Source organism: Streptococcus sp. FSL K6-1323 (assembly GCF_038630745.1).
GTDB classification, from domain to species: Bacteria; Bacillota; Bacilli; order Lactobacillales; family Streptococcaceae; genus Streptococcus; species Streptococcus salivarius_D.
This window is the reverse complement of sequence record NZ_CP152039.1, coordinates 460312-478616: the sequence shown is the minus strand read 5'-3', so window position 1 is coordinate 478616 and position 18305 is coordinate 460312. Positions and strand designations below refer to the sequence as shown.

Genomic DNA, 18305 nt, shown 5'->3' with positions numbered 1-18305 from the left:
ACTCCTTTATCATAGATAACTTAAGTATGGTAGAGGGCATTAATCTTAACGTAATCGTAGGAAAGATCACACCCCCATGCAGTTCCTTTTTCATGACCAGCATGAAGATCTACCGTTATAGTAACTTCATCATCATGCATGATGTCTTTCATTTCTTCATCATCAAAGGAAACAGGACTAGAGGCCAACATAACTGGCAGACCGCCAAGCATAATATCAACATTATCCACAGGAACATCCACACCAGCGTAGCCAACAGCGGCTAAAATACGTCCCCAGTTAGGATCTTCACCAAAGATAGCCGTTTTAACTAGGCTTGAACCGACAACTGATTTTGCCATCATACGTGCATCAAGGGCATTAGGGGCATTAACCACATCAACTTGGATGAGTTTATTAGCACCTTCACCGTCCTTGGCAATTTTCTTAGCCAACTCTTGCATCACAAAATTCAGCATCTTCGAAAATTTATCGAATTCTGGTGTATCTGGCAGAATCTCTTCATTGAGCGTGCAACCATTTGACATAACAAGAACCATATCATTGGTTGAAGTATCTCCGTCAACTGTAATCTGATTAAAGGTCTTTTCCACATTTTGGCTCAAGGCCAATTGCAGGGTGTCACTAGAAATATTAGCATCACAAGTAACAAATCCAAGCATGGTCGCCATATTAGGGTGAATCATCCCTGAGCCCTTAGCGACACCAGCCATAGTGACCACATCACGTCCAAAGGTCTCCGTCACAGCAATGGTCTTAGTCGCTGTATCAGTCGTCAAAATCGCCTTGGCAAAATCATCAGCATTCCCATTAACTACTATCTTGGAAAGACCATTTTTCAGCGTATCCATTGGTAGCAACTCACCGATAATCCCCGTAGAAGCTACACCAACCAAGTCTGGTTCAACACCTAGCTTTTCAGCGGTCCACTCCTGCATGGTGTAAGCATCCTCCAAACCTTGAGTCCCTGTACAAGAATTGGCTACACCTGAGTTAACAACGATAGCCTTCATTTTCCCAGCCTTTTTAACTGAGGTCTTGGTCACAATCAGAGGAGCTGCAATCACCTTATTGGTCGTGTAAACTCCTGCCACACTGGCTGGTTTTTCAGAGACAATCCAACCAAAATCCATTTTTCTCTTTTTAAATCCTGCATGTAGCCCATCTGCTGAGAATCCCAGCGGACTAGCAATTGTTCCATCGATGACTTTCATATTTTTTTCTCCTAACTCTATGCTTACATCTACAAGTATGACGGTGTCATAAGCAAACCTTCCGTCTCATCCCACCCCTGCATGAGGTTGAGATTTTGCACTGCCTGTCCAGCTGCTCCTTTAAGCAGATTATCAATGACTGAAATAACTGTCAGAACATTGGTTTTTTCATTATAGGCAAATCCAATATCTGTAAAATTCGATCCGATAACGTTGTGTAGTTCTGGCAAGCTGTCTTGAACACGTACAAAGGGTTTATCGCTATAAGCCTTTGTGAATGCTGAAGCCACATCAGCTACAGTCACGTCCTTCTTCAACTTACAATAAACCGTAGCCATGATTCCGCGATTAACTGGTAAAAGCGACGTTGAAAACTGAATCTCAGGCATTTCCGGATTAAAGGTCTGCAAGGTTTGAACAATTTCAGGAATATGCTGATGATGATTGAGTTTATAAGTCACGTAATTATCGTGAACATTGACAAAATGACTAGACTCGCTCAAAGCCTTACCCGCACCAGTTAAACCAGACTTGGCATCCACAATGACACTATCCGTCTCAATCAGACCAGAAGCAACCAAAGGAATCAGGGCCAGCTCCGTCGCTGTTGCATAGCATCCAGGATTGGCGATAAATTTCTTATCCTTCACATCTGTATATTCTGATAATGCGTATGTAAATTTATTCAAAACACTCTGCTTGGCAGGTGATTTTTTATACCATTCTTGATAAACATCTGCCGGCAAGCGATGATCCCCAGATAAATCAATAACAGGAAAATCAGCTTGAACAAATTCCTCTGCAAGCGAACTAGCAACTCCTGAAGGTGTGGCAAAGAAAACCAAATCCGCCTTTTTCATAATCTTTTCCGCATCATAAGCTTCAATATCTAAGTCACAAACATCTGTCAGATAGGGATACACATCAGACAATCGTCGGCCCACTTCCTTGGTTGCGTGAATAGAAACAAGTTCCACTTTTTTATGATTATTCAAAATTTTAACTAACTCTAAACCACTATAACCAGTGATACCAACGATTGAAACTTTCATTTATGCACTCCTTTTTGAATAAATATGTAACCAGCTTATTGTATTTTTATTCATTTGTCAAGGAAAAACTGAAATTAATATGAAAAAAACAAGCAGTCTTTTTCAACTACTTGTTTTCACGAATGCTATCTAGTTATTAAATAAATGCAAGTTGGCAATACGATCGACCGCTTCGACCAGACGCTCTGGCTCTACCAAAAGCCCAATACGAACATAAGCATCACCCGCAGGACCAAATCCTTTACCTGGTGCCACAGCAACATGGACCTTCTCAAGTAAAAGATCCGCAAAACTCTCACTGGTGTACCCCTCTGGCACAGGCATCCAAGCATAGAAAGAACCTCTGGATGGAAAGGCCTGCCAGCCAATCTTAGCAGCTGCCTGGACAAAAGCATCTCGACGGCTATCATAAGTCGCATTCAGTTGAGCAACAGCCTCCTCAGATTTAGGGTCTAAGAGAGCTGCAATCCCAGCCTCCTGCAAGGCAGGAAAGATTCCCACAAAAAGATGGTCTTGAATCAGATTTAAGGCTTCAATCATCTGGTCATTCCCAGCTGCAAAGGCCAAACGCCAACCAGCCATATTGAAGGTTTTCGAGAAAGTATAGAACTCAATGCCCACATCTTTAGCACCAGGCGTTGATAAAAAGCTAGGATTCTCATAGCCCTGATAACCCAAAGCTCCGTAAGCCAAATCACTCACCACTCCTACTTCGTAGGTCTTCGCCCAAGCAACTAACTTTTCATAAAAAGCCTTAGTCGCCACAGCCCCCGTCGGATTATTCGGATAATTGATATAGATAAACTTAGCACGCCGAGCGGTCTCCTCAGGAATGGCATCCAGATCTGGCAAAAAATCATTTTCAGCCGTCAAAGGAAAGGTCTCATAAGCTACACGTCCTAGACTCACTCCTGACAAGTAATCTGGATAACCTGGGTCAGGCAAGAGCAGAAGGTCGCCAGGATTCATCAAAGCTAGGGGCAATTCCACTAGTCCAATTTTAGCTCCACCCATGACACAAATCTCACGCTCTGCATCCAAATCAACCCCATAATGTTTTTCGTAAAAACTAGCAGCTGCTTCCTTAAAAGGACGATTGCCTCGAAACTGTGAATACTTATGGCTAGCAGGATTTTTCGCTGAAAGGCACAGCGCCTCAACAATATGGTCATAGGTCGGTTGGTCGGGATTGCCCTGACCAAGATTGATCACATCTGCTCCTTCCGCCACCTTGGCATTAACCTTAGCAACCAAACCTGCAAAAAACTGTTCTGGCAATGCCTTCAATAAGTCCGATTCTTCAAATAACATAAACGCTCCTTAATGATACAAGTCCGTGCGACGATCCTCAAAAACAGGAATCTGACCTCGAACCTTGTCTACCTCTTCAAGATTAATATCGGCCATAAAAATGCCCTCCTCATGCTCCTTGGATTGCAAGACCACATTTCCAAGTGGATCGATAACCATAGAATGCCCTGAAAAGACATCGTCTGGTCCTGTTCCGACACGATTAACAGCAACTACAAAAGCTTGATTTTCAACCGCACGCGCCTTTAACAAAATCTCCCATTGTTGCACACGAGGTTCTGGCCACTGCGCTACCACAAAAAGCACCTTGGCCCCTTGTGCCATCTGTGTCCGCACCCATTCAGGAAAACGTATATCATAACAAATGACACTAGCAACTATCACACCATCAAGCTCAAATACAGACTCCGAAGACCCAGCAGACATGTACTGGTCCTCTGCCATTAGGCCAAAGAGATGGACCCTGCTATAGGTATTGATTAGGTCCCCAGACTTATTGTAGACGTAGGTCGTGTTGTAGAATTTTCCGTCCTTCTCAATAGCAACGGACCCTCCGATAATAGCCACAGCATGTTTCCTAGCAAAATGAGACAAGAGTTCTTGAGAATTCAAACCTTCCTTGTCTGCAAGCCCATCCAGTTCATCTAAAGCATAGCCAGTATTCCACATTTCAGGTAGCACAATGACGTCAGGCTTTTCGCTAAGTGCCCTCTCCAACATCTCTTTCACGTGCTTTTTATTTTCCACAGGCTTTCCGTGAGCAACATCCATCTGTACCAATGCAATTTTCATAGTAACCTCGATTCTATATTAACCATTATAGCACTCCAAAAGACGTCACAAAAATTGAAAAATTCAATCTCATGATAAAGAAAGGCTATCAAAAAAGGCTGGACACATTGTCCAACCTGATTCATTACTTCATTAAGCAATATCAACATAACGACGGTTGCCACTCGCTGCCACATATGAAAGCCATGTGTGCCCATCGGCTGTCAAAACTTTGTCATAGTTAACACTCATGCCCTTGTCATAGTAGGCTAACTCTGGACTTGAAACCTTAGCTTCTGCCTTGATTGACGCACGACCTGTGAAGGTATAACGACCTGATTCTGGGAGACTTGGTTTTGCGGCTGGTTGACTTACTTCTGTCTTAGCTACTGCAATATCAACATAACGACGGTTACCACTTGCTGTCACGTATGAAAGCCATTGACGACCATCGGCTGTGAGAACCTTATCGTAGTTTACACTCATACCCTTGTCATAGTAGGCCAACTCTGGACTTGAAACCTTAGCTTCTGCCTTAATTGACGCACGACCTGTGAAAGTATAAGTGCCTGATTCTGGGAGACTTGGGTTATTCGCTGGTTTCGCAACTGGTTTTGTTTCTGGCTTAGCTTCTGCCTTGGCCGCTGCAATATCAACATAACGACGGTTACCACTTGCTGTTACATATGAAAGCCATTGACGACCATCAGCTGTGACAACCTTATCATAGTTTACACTCATACCTTTGTCATAGTAGGCCAACTCTGGGCTTGAAACCTTAGCTTCCGCCTTGATTGACGCACGACCTGTAAAGGTATAAGTTCCTGTCGCTGGAAGGTTGATAGCACCTGTAGTGGCTGATTTACTTTCAGCAGGTTTGCTGCTAGCAGCATAATCGCCACCTTCGATACCGAAGTATTCTTCCAAACTCAAACCTGAATCGTGGATGTCTTTAGCTTCTTTACCCACATAGCGGATGTGCCATGCTTCTGGCATGTAGCCAGTTGAAGCTTCCTTACCTGCTTGGAAACGCACGATAAAGCCATAGTTATGTGCATTGTCTTTAAGCCATTGGCTAGCACGTGAATCTTCAAGCAAATTACCAGATTTATCGGTCAAATCAAAGACCAAACCAGTTTGATGTTCACTATATCCAGGACGAGCTGAGTAACGGTCCGCAGCTGCCTGACCATCACGGCTAACATAGTTATCGTAAAGAGTCTTTTGATAGTCATAAGAACGGAAACCACTGTATGAACGTCCAACATTCAAACCTTGGTTAATCATATCGTCACGAAGACGAACAAAAGCCGCCTTAGCTGTAGGATTCTCACCTGGGTTATAGTCCTTAGAAAGACCATGTTTTTTATTGACAATGATAATATCATCGTATTTACCACGAACACTGTAGTAAGAACCGTTATTGGTCAATTGGTGGCTAAGATCTTGAAGAACTGGAACACTGGTATGAGTGCCACCAACACCTTGAAGTTTACCTTCAATCTTATAGTAGAGGTGAACAGTGTAGTCACCACGATTATTCTTGTGATCGCTGATAGATACATGTGTCTTGTAGCTACCATCTGCTTGTTTACTTGCAGATGGCCATTTGAGGTCGTCTTGACCGTCTTTATCAGACCAGACAGGAACAAGTACTTCCTGGATAGCCTTACCTGCACCTGAAACCTCAGTAATAACCACATCAAAGCCATTTTCAGTCATATTTTCAATGTTAAGCTTACCGGTAAGTTTATTTTCAGTCGGTTTAGACTCAACTGGCTTGTTTGTTGTTACTTTCACAGTCGCAACATCAACATAACGACGTTTACCACTGTAGCTGACATAAGAAATCCATTGATGATTGTCCGCTGTCAAAACCTTATCATAAAAGACAGAATCGCCATTCATAAAAACAAACTCAGTCTTGGCTGACACCTTTGGTTCGTCCTTAACATCTACAGTCTTAGTAAAGTTGTAACGCCCACTTGAAGGAAGTTTATCAGCTCCTGTCACTGCTGGTTTTTCAGCCGGTTTATCGACTGGTTTGGTTTCCATAGGCTTATTATCTACTGGTTTAACATTCTCTGAAGCAACCGGTTGGTTTGGTTTAAGATCTGACTCGCTTGTTGTAGTACCAGCTTTGTCTTGACTAACCTCTACTTTAGCAATATCAACATAGCGACGAGCACCACTAAAACTCTTGTAAGAAATCCATTGGTGACCATCTGCCAACATAACCTTATCATATGACAAGGAATCACCATCTTCGAAAGTAAATTCAGTTTTAGAGGAAACTTTAGGTTCAGATTTCACATTAGCAGTTTTCTTAAAGTGATAAGTCCCTTTGTCTGGGATTTCAAGTACTTCTGTCACTTCTGAATTATCAGTAGTTTTCTCTGGCGTAAGTTCAGGTTTTGGAGCAGGTTTAACCCCATCTTTAGGAGCCACCGGTTTAGACTCAGTCGTTTTCAAAGCCGCAATATCCACATAACGACGTGTACCACTGTAACTAATGTAAGAAATCCATTGGTGGTTATCCGCAGTCAATACCTTGTCATAGTTCACTTTGTAGCCTTTTTCCAAGGTGTAAAGTGTATCTGCAGAAGCCTTAGGTTCGTTTTTAACATTCAAGCTACGTGTCACATTATAAGTACCACTTGCTGGAAGCTTTTCAGCACCAGTAGTTTCTGGTTTTGCTTGATTAGTTTCTGTTGGTTTAACAGTTGGTGTTTCAGCTTTGGCTGGTGTCAAAGTCGCAATATCGGCATAATAGCGAACATAGTCATAACCAAGGTAAGAAATCCATTGGTGATTATCAGCTGTCAAAACTTTATCATAGATGACATGGTCACCCTTGCCGAAAACAAAAGTAGGTTTGAGATCTGCTTTTGGTTCCTTCTTAATATTTGTGTCACGTGTAAAGTAGTAAGTTCCTGTCGCTGGGATATTCAAAGCACCTGTTGTGGCTTGAGCGCCATTAGAAGGTTTGCCATCCCCATTACCACTATTACCGTTACCACTACCAGCTGCCACTGGTTTCACTGGAGCATAACGACGCACACCAGAGTATGATTTGTAGCTAATCCATTGGTAACCATCAGCTGTCACGACTTGATCGTAAAAGACGCTATCCCCTGGATTTACATAAAATTCAGCCTTGGCAGAAACCTTAGGTTGATTCTTAACCTCTGTACGTTCCTTGTAGACATAAGTTCCTTGGCTTGGGAGGTCGCTTGCTGTAGTTGTAGCCGGTTGGCTCACCAAACTAGTATTGACAGCTGCTCTCGTTAAGGCAGATACATCAAAGTTAGTAGCTGTTTCAGACGAAGTATTTGTACCACTTGTGGCTTCTGAGCTGGCAACTGTTGATTCAGAAGTTTTATCTGCTACTTGTGAGGTACTAGCACTCACTTCACTCGTAGCCTCGCTAGTGGCAGTTTCACTGGCGGTTTGACTAGTTGTTGAGACTTGGCTAGCTTTCTCACTTGACGCTGCCCCATCTGTTGCTACACCACTGAAAATATCAGCTGCTGTCACAGCATCACTATCTGAGATAGCACGCAAAGAAGCATCTGAAGGTGTTGAAACCTCATGATGCTCATCAGCCAAAGCTTGCCCCGCAAAGACCAAACTAGCTCCTAAAAGAACTGATGCTGCTCCAAATGAATATTTACGAATGGAAAAACGTTGTTGTTCGTGTAAAAATTTTTCTCGTTTCATATCAATTATTCTCTCTATCGAATTGATGTTACAGGTTGATTGTAACACTCGGCGACAAATATTACAAGTACTTTACAGAATATTACTAAATATTTCTCACTTACCCATTAGTATACCAAATTTATTTGGCTTGTTCCCACTTAAATCATAAACTGTCCGATTTTTGTCATAATCGAAAGCCGAAGCAAGCCATACTTATTTATTCGTAATTTTGTTAGGAAAAGTAGAGGGAAACATAAAAAACATGATAACTTTATACGAGTTATCATGTTTGCTTTTTAAATCATTTATCAATGTCCTACATCTGAATATGAAATATAATAACGTTGGCCATTCTTAACAAAACTATACCAGTTTCCATCAGGTAAAATTTCATATTTATCCCAGTCAACATCTCCGGCAGGAAGTGTAGAAACTGCTCCGCTATCTTTATCTGGAGCAGCATAAACAGGTGTTTCCTCATCAAGTGTCAATGTTCCAGAAGTTGCTGTCCATGCACCTCGACCACCTTCAACTCCTCCAACTTGAGAAGCTGGTGTTGTAGATTCAACCACTTGTCCACCATCTGTAGTTCCTGCTTGGGCTTGTTTTTGAGAAGAAGCTTTAGGTGCTACTGCTGAAGCCTGATTGTCATTTTCTTCATTTGAAACTGCTGAAGATGATGATTTAGCTGTTTTCTTATCCTTCTTAACAGCTTTACTTGAGCTTGAAGATGATTTCTTGACCGTCTTGGCTGGGCTACTACTTGTGTTAACACGCGCCGACTCATGACTATTAAACATAGTCACTAAGAAGACAGCAAGGATAACTACAATTAGAGCTGATAGGATACCAATGAGTTTACTTGTATTTTTCATGAGTGATATTCCTTTTCTGATAATTTACTAGGTTATTATAATATATAGACAGTTAAATTTTTCATTGAAGTCATAAACGGTGTTTTTTCCGTCATAATCAGACCACATCTTCTATTTTTAGTGTCTGTTTAAAACGATAGTCTTTAGATTGTGTTGACAAAGAACAATTAGGATACTTCCCTAAAATCTCTCGAACAGTGGACAAACCTATACCACGTCCTTCTCCTTTACTTGAGCGACCAAGTTTAAAGATGCCGACTGTATTGATAGATTCTTGAGCAATGGTATTCTCTACTATTACTACCTTTGTATCGCTACTGATAAGAGCAATGGTTACTTCTTTAGTAATGCTATCCAAACTAGCCTCAATAGCATTATCCAAAAAAATGGATAGCACTGTTATGAAATCCAACAATTCCATCCTCGATACTTCAAAGACGTCGCTGACCTCAAGGTGAACGGTAATAGACTGGTCTTGTGCTTCCAAGATTTTACTAGCCAAGACACCTTTAACGGCTTCATCTTTAATATTAATCAAGTTGGCAATTTCGTACTGTTTCCCCTCAATCCGAGTCTTTGTTTTTTCAAGGATGTTATCGTAGATATCGGAAATGATAGCTATATCTTTGGAGTCAATGCCATATTTGATACTAGACAAGATATTTAAGTAATCATGCCTAAATCGACGAAGATCAGTATAGAGTTGCTCGATTTGTTGACTATAATGAGCCAAATCACTCATTTGCCTATCTTTTTGGAGTAGGACTTCTTCTTTTAGTCTTTCGCTGAAAGTCGCATTAATGTAAACAAGGGTCGCAAGAAAGAGTAAAGCATAGGTCACCACGAGATAAACATGCCAATCTCTTCCTCCAGGGATCTGTTGCACAAAAAAGGTAATATATTGGAGAAGGAGGGCATAAGATAACATTGATATATCTATAAGCAATAAAAAGTACTTTGAAAATGACTTTCTAAAACCATAGTTCAGCGCTTTGAAATCTACTTTTAAGGTCTTAATGATTAACCAAAACACAGGAAAGACTAGCAACTCAGTGACAAGGTTTAAATGAAAATGATTCAGCACAATCAGATAATGTCGATTGATGACTAAGGCAATCCCATAAATAATAAGATTGTGAACAAGACTTTCTATGACGATTGGAAACAAGCCATAGAAAATATCTAATAACCTATTACCATAACGATTTCTGTAGAGGGAATAAACAACCAAGAAGGCATGCCCTAAAACATAGGATAGGACTGGAGAAAGCACAAACAAAAATCGGATAATCAAGGGGATGATGATATACCATCTTAGCTTTATCTTCTCGGAGGTAATGTATTGATAAATGAGAATAAAGAGGATAATCTCCGCTAAAAAGTCTAGATTATCCAACACAAAATTAATCGCTGTCATAGGCTAATTCTCTCAAGTAATTTCTTTAGTTTCAACTTTGAAACATAGCAAACGCCACCATTTTCAAAATAGACCGTCCCCGTACTTTTATCTAATTTGATGATATTTTCTGGATTAACTAGGAAGGACTTATGACATTTAAACAGTCTAGGGTCACTCTTTTCAATTTGAGAGAGACTGCCATAAAACTCAATCTGCTCCTCTTTAGTATAAAGGATAACCTTGTGGACGATATCCGAGGTCTCAAAGTACAAGATATCATGAAAGGGAACCTGAATAACGGTCTTAACATTCTCAATCCGAAAAGCGTCTTCTGGATTCTGACTCTGTATCTTTTTGCAGGTTAATAAGATAATACTTTCCAGACGCTTTTGAAAGTCCTCACCCTCCAAAGACTTATCAATAAAGTCTAGAGCTGCCAATTGGTATTGAAAAGTTAAGGGAAGATACTCTGAATGAGTCGTGAAGAAAACAATATTGGCATAGGGGTCACTCTTGCGAATCTGCTTTGCAACTTCCAAGCCTTTTTTAGTATCGTCTTTAATCTGAATGTCTAGGAAAAAGAGCTGATGAGACCCTCGCTCGGTAATAAAGTCTAACAGTTGATTGGGTTTGTCAAAAACCTCAAAGTCGCCCACTTTAATGTTATTTTTCTTAAGAATCGTATGAATAACCTCTTCAATACGATTTTGTTGGATAAAATGATCCTCTAAAACATAGATGTTAAGCATGGCATAACTTCCTTTGGCATAATCTTAAGAGAAATTCTAAGTTAGAGCATTTCTTTAATAAATGAACCTCTCTTATTTATTCAAAATGAGATTTATTGTTCTCTTTACTTATTTTACATTTTTGTTACAAAAAAGACAATAGTTTGTAACATTTTTTCACTTCAATCAATTAAAAAACACCCCACAAAGTTAGATTTTATCTGTCTAACTTTTGGGGTGCAGTTCATAAATAGCAATCTTTTTTCGTACTAGTTACGATAATAAGGGAAACCTTCAGCAGTTTGGTCTTGACCAATAACAAGGTAATCAGAGCCGTTACTACCTCCAGAAATCGCTCTCAATGCAGCTGAGCTTGTATCTGAGAATACTCCTGCATAAAAAATATTATCTGAAACTCTTTGAGGCTTCAATTGAGCAGTATAACCTGTTGAGTTTTTAATAATTGTACCATCAGCGTTAATTGTAACTGATTCACCATTCGCATTAGTCCAAGTTCCCACAAGAGAGCTAATATCACCATTATCAAGGGCACCAAAGTCAAGCGATGATTGACTATTATTTGTATTCTTTTCAGATTTAACCTTGTCTGATCCAGCTGCTGCTTCAGCCACTTGTCCGCCATCTGCAGTTCCTGCTTGAGCTTGTTCTTGAGAAGAAGCTTTAGGTGCTACTGCTGAAGCCTGATTGTCATTTTCTTCATTTGAAACTGCTGAAGTTGATGATTGAGCTGATTTCTTATCCTTCTTAACAGCTTTGCTTGAGCTTGAAGATGATTTCTTAACCGTTTTAGCTGGGCTACTACTTGTGCTAACACGCGCTGACTCATGACTATTAAACTTAGTCACCAAGAAGACAGCAAGGATAACTACAATTAGAGCTGACACGATACCAATGAGTTTACTTGTATTTTTCATGAGTGAGATTCCTTTTCTGATAATTTACGAGATTATTATAATATATAGAAAGCTAAATTTTTCATTGAAGTCATAAACAGTCGTTTTTTCGTCATAATCAGAAAATAACATTTAAAATAAAAATACTATATACATCAAACTGCCATGGATTTTGGAACAAGCCTCTTAGCAACAATCTCTTTTTGTTTAGCTTTCGAAACCAAGCATGACTCTCCGTTTTCAAAATAAATAACACCTAATTCTTTGTCCAATCTCACAATGTTTTCGGGATTTACAACAAATGATTTATGGCATTTATATAGTCTGCAATCTTGTTTTACAACTTTTGATAATTGACCATAGAACTCAATTTGCTCTTCTGTTGTATGAAGAATTACCTTATGAACCGTTGGAGATGTTTCAAAATAGAGAATCTTATGAAAAGGAACTTGTATAGTTGCATTCTTTGTATCTATAGTAAAAGCACACTCTATTTGGCTCAGACCATTTTTAGAAAGTGCTAATCCAATATCAGAAATAATCCTATCTTCATATTCAATATCAGGCAAATTCTTGTCAATAAAATCAAGTGCAGCTAAGCGATACTGAAAGGTTGAAGGTAGGAGTTCGGGATGTGCTGTGATGAAAACAATACTTGCATACGGATCTCGCTCACGAATCTGTTGAGCAACCAATATTCCCCCTTCGACATCACTGTCAGATCCAATATCTAGAAAAAACAGTAAATGCGAGCCCCTTTCCGTAATACGCTCTAATAATTGATTGGGTTTATCGTATAAATCAACCTTCCCAATTCTTAAAATATATATTTGTTTAGACTTGTGGATAGCATCCTCAAGACGAGCTTGTTGAAAATAATCTTCTTCTAAAACAAAAATATCTAACATAATTGAACACCTCTAATTACAACATCCTTATTCTATAACTTAAGATGCTAGTTACTCATAGAACGAATCCTATACTTTCACCTTGATTTTATAACTTTCGCTAATTTACAGCAAATGTTTCTAAAGCATATTGAACAATATATTGATTCAACTCTTGAAACTAAAAAAACACCACCCTCAAAAGAGAGTGATGTTACAACTCTTAAGAAATATCCACATAGCGTCTTGCACCACTATAAGTCGTATAAGATAACCATGTGTGTCCATCGGCTGTAAGGACCTTGTCATAGCGAACGGACATGCCTTTATCATAGTAGGCTAACTCTGGACTAGCAACACTTGGTTGAGCCTTGATAGAGCTAGGTTTGGTAAAGGTATAAGTACCAGTTGCAGCTAGGCTTGGACTTGCTGGTTGAGCAACTGCTGTTGCCTTACCATCAATAGCAATGTAACGACGGTTGCCTCCATGGCTAACATAAGAGAGCCATGTGTGACCATCTGCAGTCACCAATCTGTCATAGTTAACGGACATACCAGTATCATAGTAAGCCAACTCTGGACTCGCTACACTTGGTTCTGCTTTAATGCTAGAGCGTTCTTTGAAAGTATAGGTACCAGATGATGGTGTACTTGGTTGAACAGGTTGTTCTACAGGTTTAGTCACACTCGTTGGTGCGATAGCCACATAGAAACGATGTCCTGAATAGCTGAGATAAGAAAGCCATGTATAGCCATCATTATTGACAACCTTGTCATAGTTGACTGACATACCAGCATCGTAGTAGCTAACATCTGGGTTGGCTACCAAAGGTTGAGTCTTGATGCCAGTACGAGCGGTAAAGGTATATGAACCTGAAGCTGGAAGATTGTGGCGAGTTGCATTTTGAACTGGAACAGTTGTACTAGTGCCTCCGATACCTACCATTTTACCATCTTGGACATAGTAGAGATGGACAATGTATTCACCTGCTTCAGCCTTATGGTCACTAACATTGATACGAACCTTGTAGCTACCATCACTTTGTCTGCTAGCTTGGTGCCATACAAGGTCGTCTTGGCCGTCTTTAGCTGTCCAAACTGGAACACTTACGCCTTGAATAGCCTTGTCACCACCAGAAACATTAGTGATATGAACGTCAAAACCGAGGTTAGAGAGGTTTTCAATATTGATAGTACCGCTTGGTTTGCTTTCTTGTTGAGCAAGTTTAGCCACGGCTACATAACGGCGGTTGCCATTGTAGCTGAGGTAAGAAAGCCATTGGTAACCATCACCACTGACAATCTTGTCGTAGTTGACTGACATACCAGCATCATAGTAGGCTAACTCTGGACTTGCCACACGAGGTTCTGCCTTAATGCCAGTGCGTGCTTTGAAGGTGTAAGTTCCTGAGTCAGGAAGGCTATAGCTAGTAGTTGTATGCGTTTCTTCAACCTTGGCAGGAACTGTGTAAGCTGTGCCACCCACACCAACTAATTTACCATTAGTTTCAACATAGTAAAGATGAACATTGTAGAGACCACGTTCATTCTTGTGGTCAGTTAGGCTGACGTTAACCTTGTAGTTGCCATTGTTAAGACGAGTTGCATTGTACCAAATGATATCATCTTGGCCATTCTTTTCAGACCAGATTGGAACAGATACCCCGAGGACACCGTTTTGGTCTGAAACATTACTGATAACTACACTAAAGTCACCATTGTCATGACTTTCAATAGCGATATCGCCTCTTGGTTTAGCTACAGCCTCTGCAACAGCACCTAGGTCGACATAACGACGAGTACCACTGTACGAAGTATAAGAAATCCAACGGTGGTTGTCCGCAAGCAAAGATCTATCGTAGTTGACTGACATGCCTGGATCAAAATTGAACTCAGTCTTGGCAGTCAAGCTAGGTTGGTTCTTCACATCTGCAGGTTTAGTGAAGTAATAAGTACCACGTTCAGGGATAGTTTCATCTCTAGTCGCTTCAGTAGTGCTACTAGTGTTTTCGGCCTTCAAAGCTGCGATATCAGCGTAGTAGCGTTCATAATCGTAACCAATGTAAGAAATCCATTGGTGATTATCTTTCTTCAAGACCTTATCATAGATAACATGGTCGCCTGCACTAAAGACGAAAGTAGGTTTGATATCCATGATTGGAGCTGTACGAATTTCAGTTGTGCGACGGAAATAATAGGTACCGTTCGATGGGATGTCAAGAGAGCCATCAGCAGTCACAGGACCATCTACACCTGGCTGACTAGCATTAGTTAAGACAGTACGAAGACTAGTATCGACAGCTTCACGGTCAGTACCTCTAACTTCTGCTACTTCTGAAGTTGCTGAACGGTTAATCTCACTAACTACTTCAGAGCTAGCTACTGATGACACTTCAGAACGTGGAGTAGCCACTTCTGATCTAGAAACAGAAGCGACAGCAGATGCAGAATGAGCAACCTCTGCTGGTACTTCCAAAGAAGCAACCTCGCTGGACACTACACTACTAGCTTCAGAAGAAGCAACTTCACTGCTAGCAAGCTTAGGTCTTGGTGCTTCTGATCTTGACGCAGGTTCATTGAGGACATCGGTAACAGCTTCTGAAGTTGCCTGGTCAATTTGGGGTGCTTCAGAATTATTTACAGTAACTTCATAGTCTGTGATAGAACCTGTGCTATTGGCTTGTTCCTGAGCCAAAGCATGCCCACCAAGCATCAAGCTCGCACCAATTAAGACTGATGCAGCTCCAAAAGAATATTTACGTATTGAGTAACGTTGACGTTCCTTAAAAACATATGCCTTTCTCATTTTGATCACTCTCACTTTCTAGGCTGTTTGATAAAAATTGGAACCGTTTTCACATTTCTATTATACCTCTTTGAAATATTTTTTACAATTATTTCAATATTATTACTAAACTTTATTTTGTAGAAAATTGATAGCTAATTCTTTCAGATAACTATGATTAAGAAAAGCCCAAAGGGGCTACCTGAGGGCTTTTGCTACATCTAATTCCTTGACACATTAAGCAAATCTGAATAGATTAATTAATTCATTCTGGGTTGATTTGACTATAGGTATCAATCTAGTCTAACTATGATTCATCATAGATGTATTCTTCTAAATGTTCAGTCACTGTAATCTCATCGCAGGAGCTAACATTTTGAAAGTCCTTAATGTAAACAATTTTATACTGATTTGGTAGAAGTAATGGAAAGGCAATTGGCTTACCATTCTTACACACGCGAAACATCTGAAGGCTATCTGTTACGTTACTAATAAAGACAAACGGAAACAAATGAGGACTGGGAGAATCCAAATAGTGATAGGTCCCCTTTAAGGTACCACTAGTACTTCTCACTTCTCCATGTTCTTTTTGAGACATTTTTAAAGCGTACTCCTTCTACTACTTGTAATTTCCTTTTCTTAAGTACCGAGGGACAATACCATTAATCTAATTTATTGTAAACATGCATCCGACCATATATCGCATCAGAACCGAAACGAATCTGTCCATTACTATCAAAGAAAATTGGGTCACTGGTTGGTCCATCATTATGAGCAAAACCTGCTACATAACCGCCATCTTGAGCAAAACCATTAAAGAGCTGACTACTTGTATCACTATAACCACTTTCAGCACCAACACGGGTTACACTACCGGATGGGGATACTGTAATTGTGTCCCCTAAGTCATTTTGATAGGTACCAGCAACACTAGAGAAATCACCATTAGCCATTGCTGTAACATCCACTGCTGTGGTAGCTGGTGTTTGTTCCGCTGAAGCGGCTGGTTGTTCTGTCGTCGTTCCTTGATTTACTCCGGCTGTTTCTTCACTAGGATTTGTTGGGGCAACTTCTTGTTGAGTAGATCCAGCAACATTTCCGGCTGATGGTTGTGAATTCTTTTCTCCAGAGGTTTCTTTTGAGACTTCTTCTGAACTAGAAGATTTTGTCTTTTTCTCAGACTTCTTCGCTTTTTCTTTTGAAGATGGTTTTGTCGATTTCACTTTCTGACTAACCTTACTAGAGCTCGATGTTAATGTGGCTTCCTTCTTGTTATTACCACATGCACCAAGTAATAGAACGGAAGTTAAAGCGAGTGCGGTTAAAGTTGTGAAACGTTTTGTAGCAGGTTTCATAATAATTCTCCTTAATACTCTATTTTAGACTGTGTCATTTTCAAAAATCTCGATGAAATAAGTTATATTCTTTAGTTCTTCTTATGAATATAATATACTGCATATTAGAAAAAAAGAACAGGACACGTATGTCCTGCTCTATTCTTTCATAGCATCTCTCATTTTCTCTGATATGATGTCAGCTAAAGAGGTATCTCCTAGCAATCTAGCCAAGATTATCCCTTCTTGATAGGCTTTTTTAGCCTCAAAAATATCATTCTTTACAACATATAGATACTGTCCCTCTAGCATTCTCAAAATTGGTTTTTTCTGATAATCTTGAGTTTCCTCCATAATGTGATGCAGTTGAATGAATGCTATCTCCGATAAATGAAACTTTTTTCGTTCATATTCAACTATTGGAACCATTAATAAGGCATCCCTAAGTAAAAATAGATACTCCGTGGGAATATTATCATAACTATTTATTAGATTTCTACAAATAGTATAAAAAGTCCCTTCACTAAACCCATCTGACCTCATACTATCACCATCTCCTAACAAGATTTGATATAGTTCTATAAGTAGTAGATCATTGATACCGTACACCCTTTTCTCACATAATGATGGTAAACTCTTCTCCAATATGCTCATGCCAAATTTTTGATGTGTCTTTAAAGTATAAGAGTAAAGTTTTGACTGTAAGATATCAACAACCCTCTGTTCATCAGCTGGCAAATCATCATAATAGCTATCAATAATTTTACCCAGCTTTTCGTCTAGTTTCATTAGGTTATTTGGCTTATCTAGACTAGTCGCATGCATCAATTGGTATTTGAGATTGAGGTATTCTACCGGTAGCTTTAAGACTACAGTCCTCTCTCCAAGCAATTCCGATAAAGATATATTCAGATGTCTTGCCAAGTGCTCTAAGGTTTCTAGTTTAGGTTGAGACTTCCCTGTTTCTATACGTGTCAATTGCCGTACTGATAAAACCTCATCCCCTTCACAAAATTTTTCTTTAGTGAGTCCTTGTGCTAATCTCAACTCTCTTAACCGATGACCAAAGTCTTGTCCAAACATCGCTAGCTCCCTATTACTTGAAACTATTATAATTTTTATGATTTGTAATAGTATACCACCCAATATTCACTATTTCAATTGTGAAATGAAAAATAATTATTACTTTCAATACCACTTACAAGTCAAAACCACCCGTGAGAACAGGTGGCTTGCTCTTCGGCTGAAAGCCTCTGCTACCGGACGAGGACTAAAGGCCTACCGAATGGTTTCCCTTCAGCACCACCTTTGCTAGCTGACCCGTCTAGCGGGT

The 18305-nt window shown here is 39.9% G+C and carries 14 protein-coding genes; all 14 read right to left on the bottom strand.

Annotated elements, in window-relative coordinates; genetic code table 11:
* Positions 1-20 precede the first annotated feature (20 nt).
* The 14 genes from argJ to NST80_RS02405 all read right to left on the bottom strand — a co-directional run bounded on the left by argJ (position 21) and on the right by NST80_RS02405 (position 18055).
* Positions 21-1214 carry a bifunctional ornithine acetyltransferase/N-acetylglutamate synthase gene (gene argJ, locus NST80_RS02470; RefSeq protein ID WP_183138117.1) on the bottom strand — a complete coding sequence of 398 codons (1194 nt, stop codon included), beginning with the start codon at positions 1212-1214 and terminating at the stop codon, positions 21-23.
* A gap of 29 nt (positions 1215-1243) precedes the next feature.
* A complete protein-coding gene (argC, locus tag NST80_RS02465; RefSeq protein WP_183138116.1) occupies positions 1244-2266 on the bottom strand; it encodes an N-acetyl-gamma-glutamyl-phosphate reductase in 1023 nt (340 codons plus the stop codon).
* 129 nt (positions 2267-2395) lie between these two features.
* Positions 2396-3577, bottom strand: a complete 1182-nt coding sequence (locus NST80_RS02460) for a pyridoxal phosphate-dependent aminotransferase (protein ID WP_013990171.1) — start codon at positions 3575-3577, stop codon at positions 2396-2398.
* A gap of 9 nt (positions 3578-3586) precedes the next feature.
* Entirely contained in the window at positions 3587-4369 is a 783-nt protein-coding gene (locus NST80_RS02455; RefSeq protein ID WP_183138115.1) for a carbon-nitrogen family hydrolase, read from the bottom strand.
* Positions 4370-4501: 132 nt separating this feature from the next.
* Entirely contained in the window at positions 4502-8068 is a 3567-nt protein-coding gene (gene ldcB, locus NST80_RS02450) for an LD-carboxypeptidase LdcB/DacB (protein ID WP_149561462.1), read from the bottom strand.
* A 290-nt stretch (positions 8069-8358) separates the two neighbouring features.
* Positions 8359-8925, bottom strand: coding sequence for a transcriptional regulator (locus tag NST80_RS02445; RefSeq protein ID WP_002886764.1), 567 nt, complete (start codon positions 8923-8925; stop codon positions 8359-8361).
* Between the two features lie 97 nt (positions 8926-9022).
* Positions 9023-10342 carry a GHKL domain-containing protein gene (locus NST80_RS02440; RefSeq protein WP_183138113.1) on the bottom strand — a complete coding sequence of 440 codons (1320 nt, stop codon included), beginning with the start codon at positions 10340-10342 and terminating at the stop codon, positions 9023-9025.
* On the bottom strand, positions 10339-11073 hold the full coding sequence (locus NST80_RS02435) for a response regulator transcription factor (RefSeq protein ID WP_002886762.1): 735 nt from the start codon (positions 11071-11073) through the stop codon (positions 10339-10341). Before NST80_RS02435 ends, NST80_RS02440 begins: the two co-directional genes overlap by 4 nt.
* Before the next feature lie 248 nt (positions 11074-11321).
* Positions 11322-11987 carry a DUF6287 domain-containing protein gene (locus NST80_RS02430; RefSeq protein ID WP_183138112.1) on the bottom strand — a complete coding sequence of 222 codons (666 nt, stop codon included), beginning with the start codon at positions 11985-11987 and terminating at the stop codon, positions 11322-11324.
* A 134-nt stretch (positions 11988-12121) separates the two neighbouring features.
* Complete coding sequence (locus tag NST80_RS02425; RefSeq protein WP_183138111.1) at positions 12122-12874, bottom strand: response regulator transcription factor; 753 nt, start codon at positions 12872-12874, stop codon at positions 12122-12124.
* A gap of 202 nt (positions 12875-13076) precedes the next feature.
* Positions 13077-15659 (bottom strand): SH3 domain-containing protein, encoded by a 2583-nt coding sequence (locus NST80_RS02420; RefSeq protein WP_183138110.1) that lies wholly within the window; start codon positions 15657-15659, stop codon positions 13077-13079.
* A gap of 286 nt (positions 15660-15945) precedes the next feature.
* A complete protein-coding gene (locus NST80_RS02415; protein ID WP_002885564.1) occupies positions 15946-16236 on the bottom strand; it encodes a hypothetical protein in 291 nt (96 codons plus the stop codon).
* Positions 16237-16300: 64 nt separating this feature from the next.
* Positions 16301-16993, bottom strand: a complete 693-nt coding sequence (locus NST80_RS02410) for a DUF6287 domain-containing protein (protein ID WP_013990164.1) — start codon at positions 16991-16993, stop codon at positions 16301-16303.
* 138 nt (positions 16994-17131) lie between these two features.
* Positions 17132-18055, bottom strand: coding sequence for an XRE family transcriptional regulator (locus tag NST80_RS02405; protein WP_183138109.1), 924 nt, complete (start codon positions 18053-18055; stop codon positions 17132-17134).
* Between the last annotated feature and the right edge of the window lie 250 nt (positions 18056-18305).

Excerpts from the sequence above, each read along its gene's own strand:
- NST80_RS02425 (WP_183138111.1), bottom strand. The coding sequence starts at position 12,874 with ATGTTAGATATTTTTGTTTTAGAAGAAGATTATTTTCAACAAGCTCGT.
- NST80_RS02455 (WP_183138115.1), bottom strand. The coding sequence starts at position 4,369 with ATGAAAATTGCATTGGTACAGATGGATGTTGCTCACGGAAAGCCTGTG.
- NST80_RS02430 (WP_183138112.1), bottom strand. The coding sequence starts at position 11,987 with ATGAAAAATACAAGTAAACTCATTGGTATCGTGTCAGCTCTAATTGTA.
- ldcB (WP_149561462.1), bottom strand. The coding sequence starts at position 8,068 with ATGAAACGAGAAAAATTTTTACACGAACAACAACGTTTTTCCATTCGT.
- NST80_RS02405 (WP_183138109.1), bottom strand. The coding sequence starts at position 18,055 with ATGTTTGGACAAGACTTTGGTCATCGGTTAAGAGAGTTGAGATTAGCA.
- NST80_RS02410 (WP_013990164.1), bottom strand. The coding sequence starts at position 16,993 with ATGAAACCTGCTACAAAACGTTTCACAACTTTAACCGCACTCGCTTTA.
- NST80_RS02435 (WP_002886762.1), bottom strand. The coding sequence starts at position 11,073 with ATGCTTAACATCTATGTTTTAGAGGATCATTTTATCCAACAAAATCGT.
- argJ (WP_183138117.1), bottom strand. The coding sequence starts at position 1,214 with ATGAAAGTCATCGATGGAACAATTGCTAGTCCGCTGGGATTCTCAGCA.
- argC (WP_183138116.1), bottom strand. The coding sequence starts at position 2,266 with ATGAAAGTTTCAATCGTTGGTATCACTGGTTATAGTGGTTTAGAGTTA.
- NST80_RS02440 (WP_183138113.1), bottom strand. The coding sequence starts at position 10,342 with ATGACAGCGATTAATTTTGTGTTGGATAATCTAGACTTTTTAGCGGAG.
- NST80_RS02460 (WP_013990171.1), bottom strand. The coding sequence starts at position 3,577 with ATGTTATTTGAAGAATCGGACTTATTGAAGGCATTGCCAGAACAGTTT.
- NST80_RS02420 (WP_183138110.1), bottom strand. The coding sequence starts at position 15,659 with ATGAGAAAGGCATATGTTTTTAAGGAACGTCAACGTTACTCAATACGT.
- NST80_RS02445 (WP_002886764.1), bottom strand. The coding sequence starts at position 8,925 with ATGAAAAATACAAGTAAACTCATTGGTATCCTATCAGCTCTAATTGTA.
- NST80_RS02415 (WP_002885564.1), bottom strand. The coding sequence starts at position 16,236 with ATGTCTCAAAAAGAACATGGAGAAGTGAGAAGTACTAGTGGTACCTTA.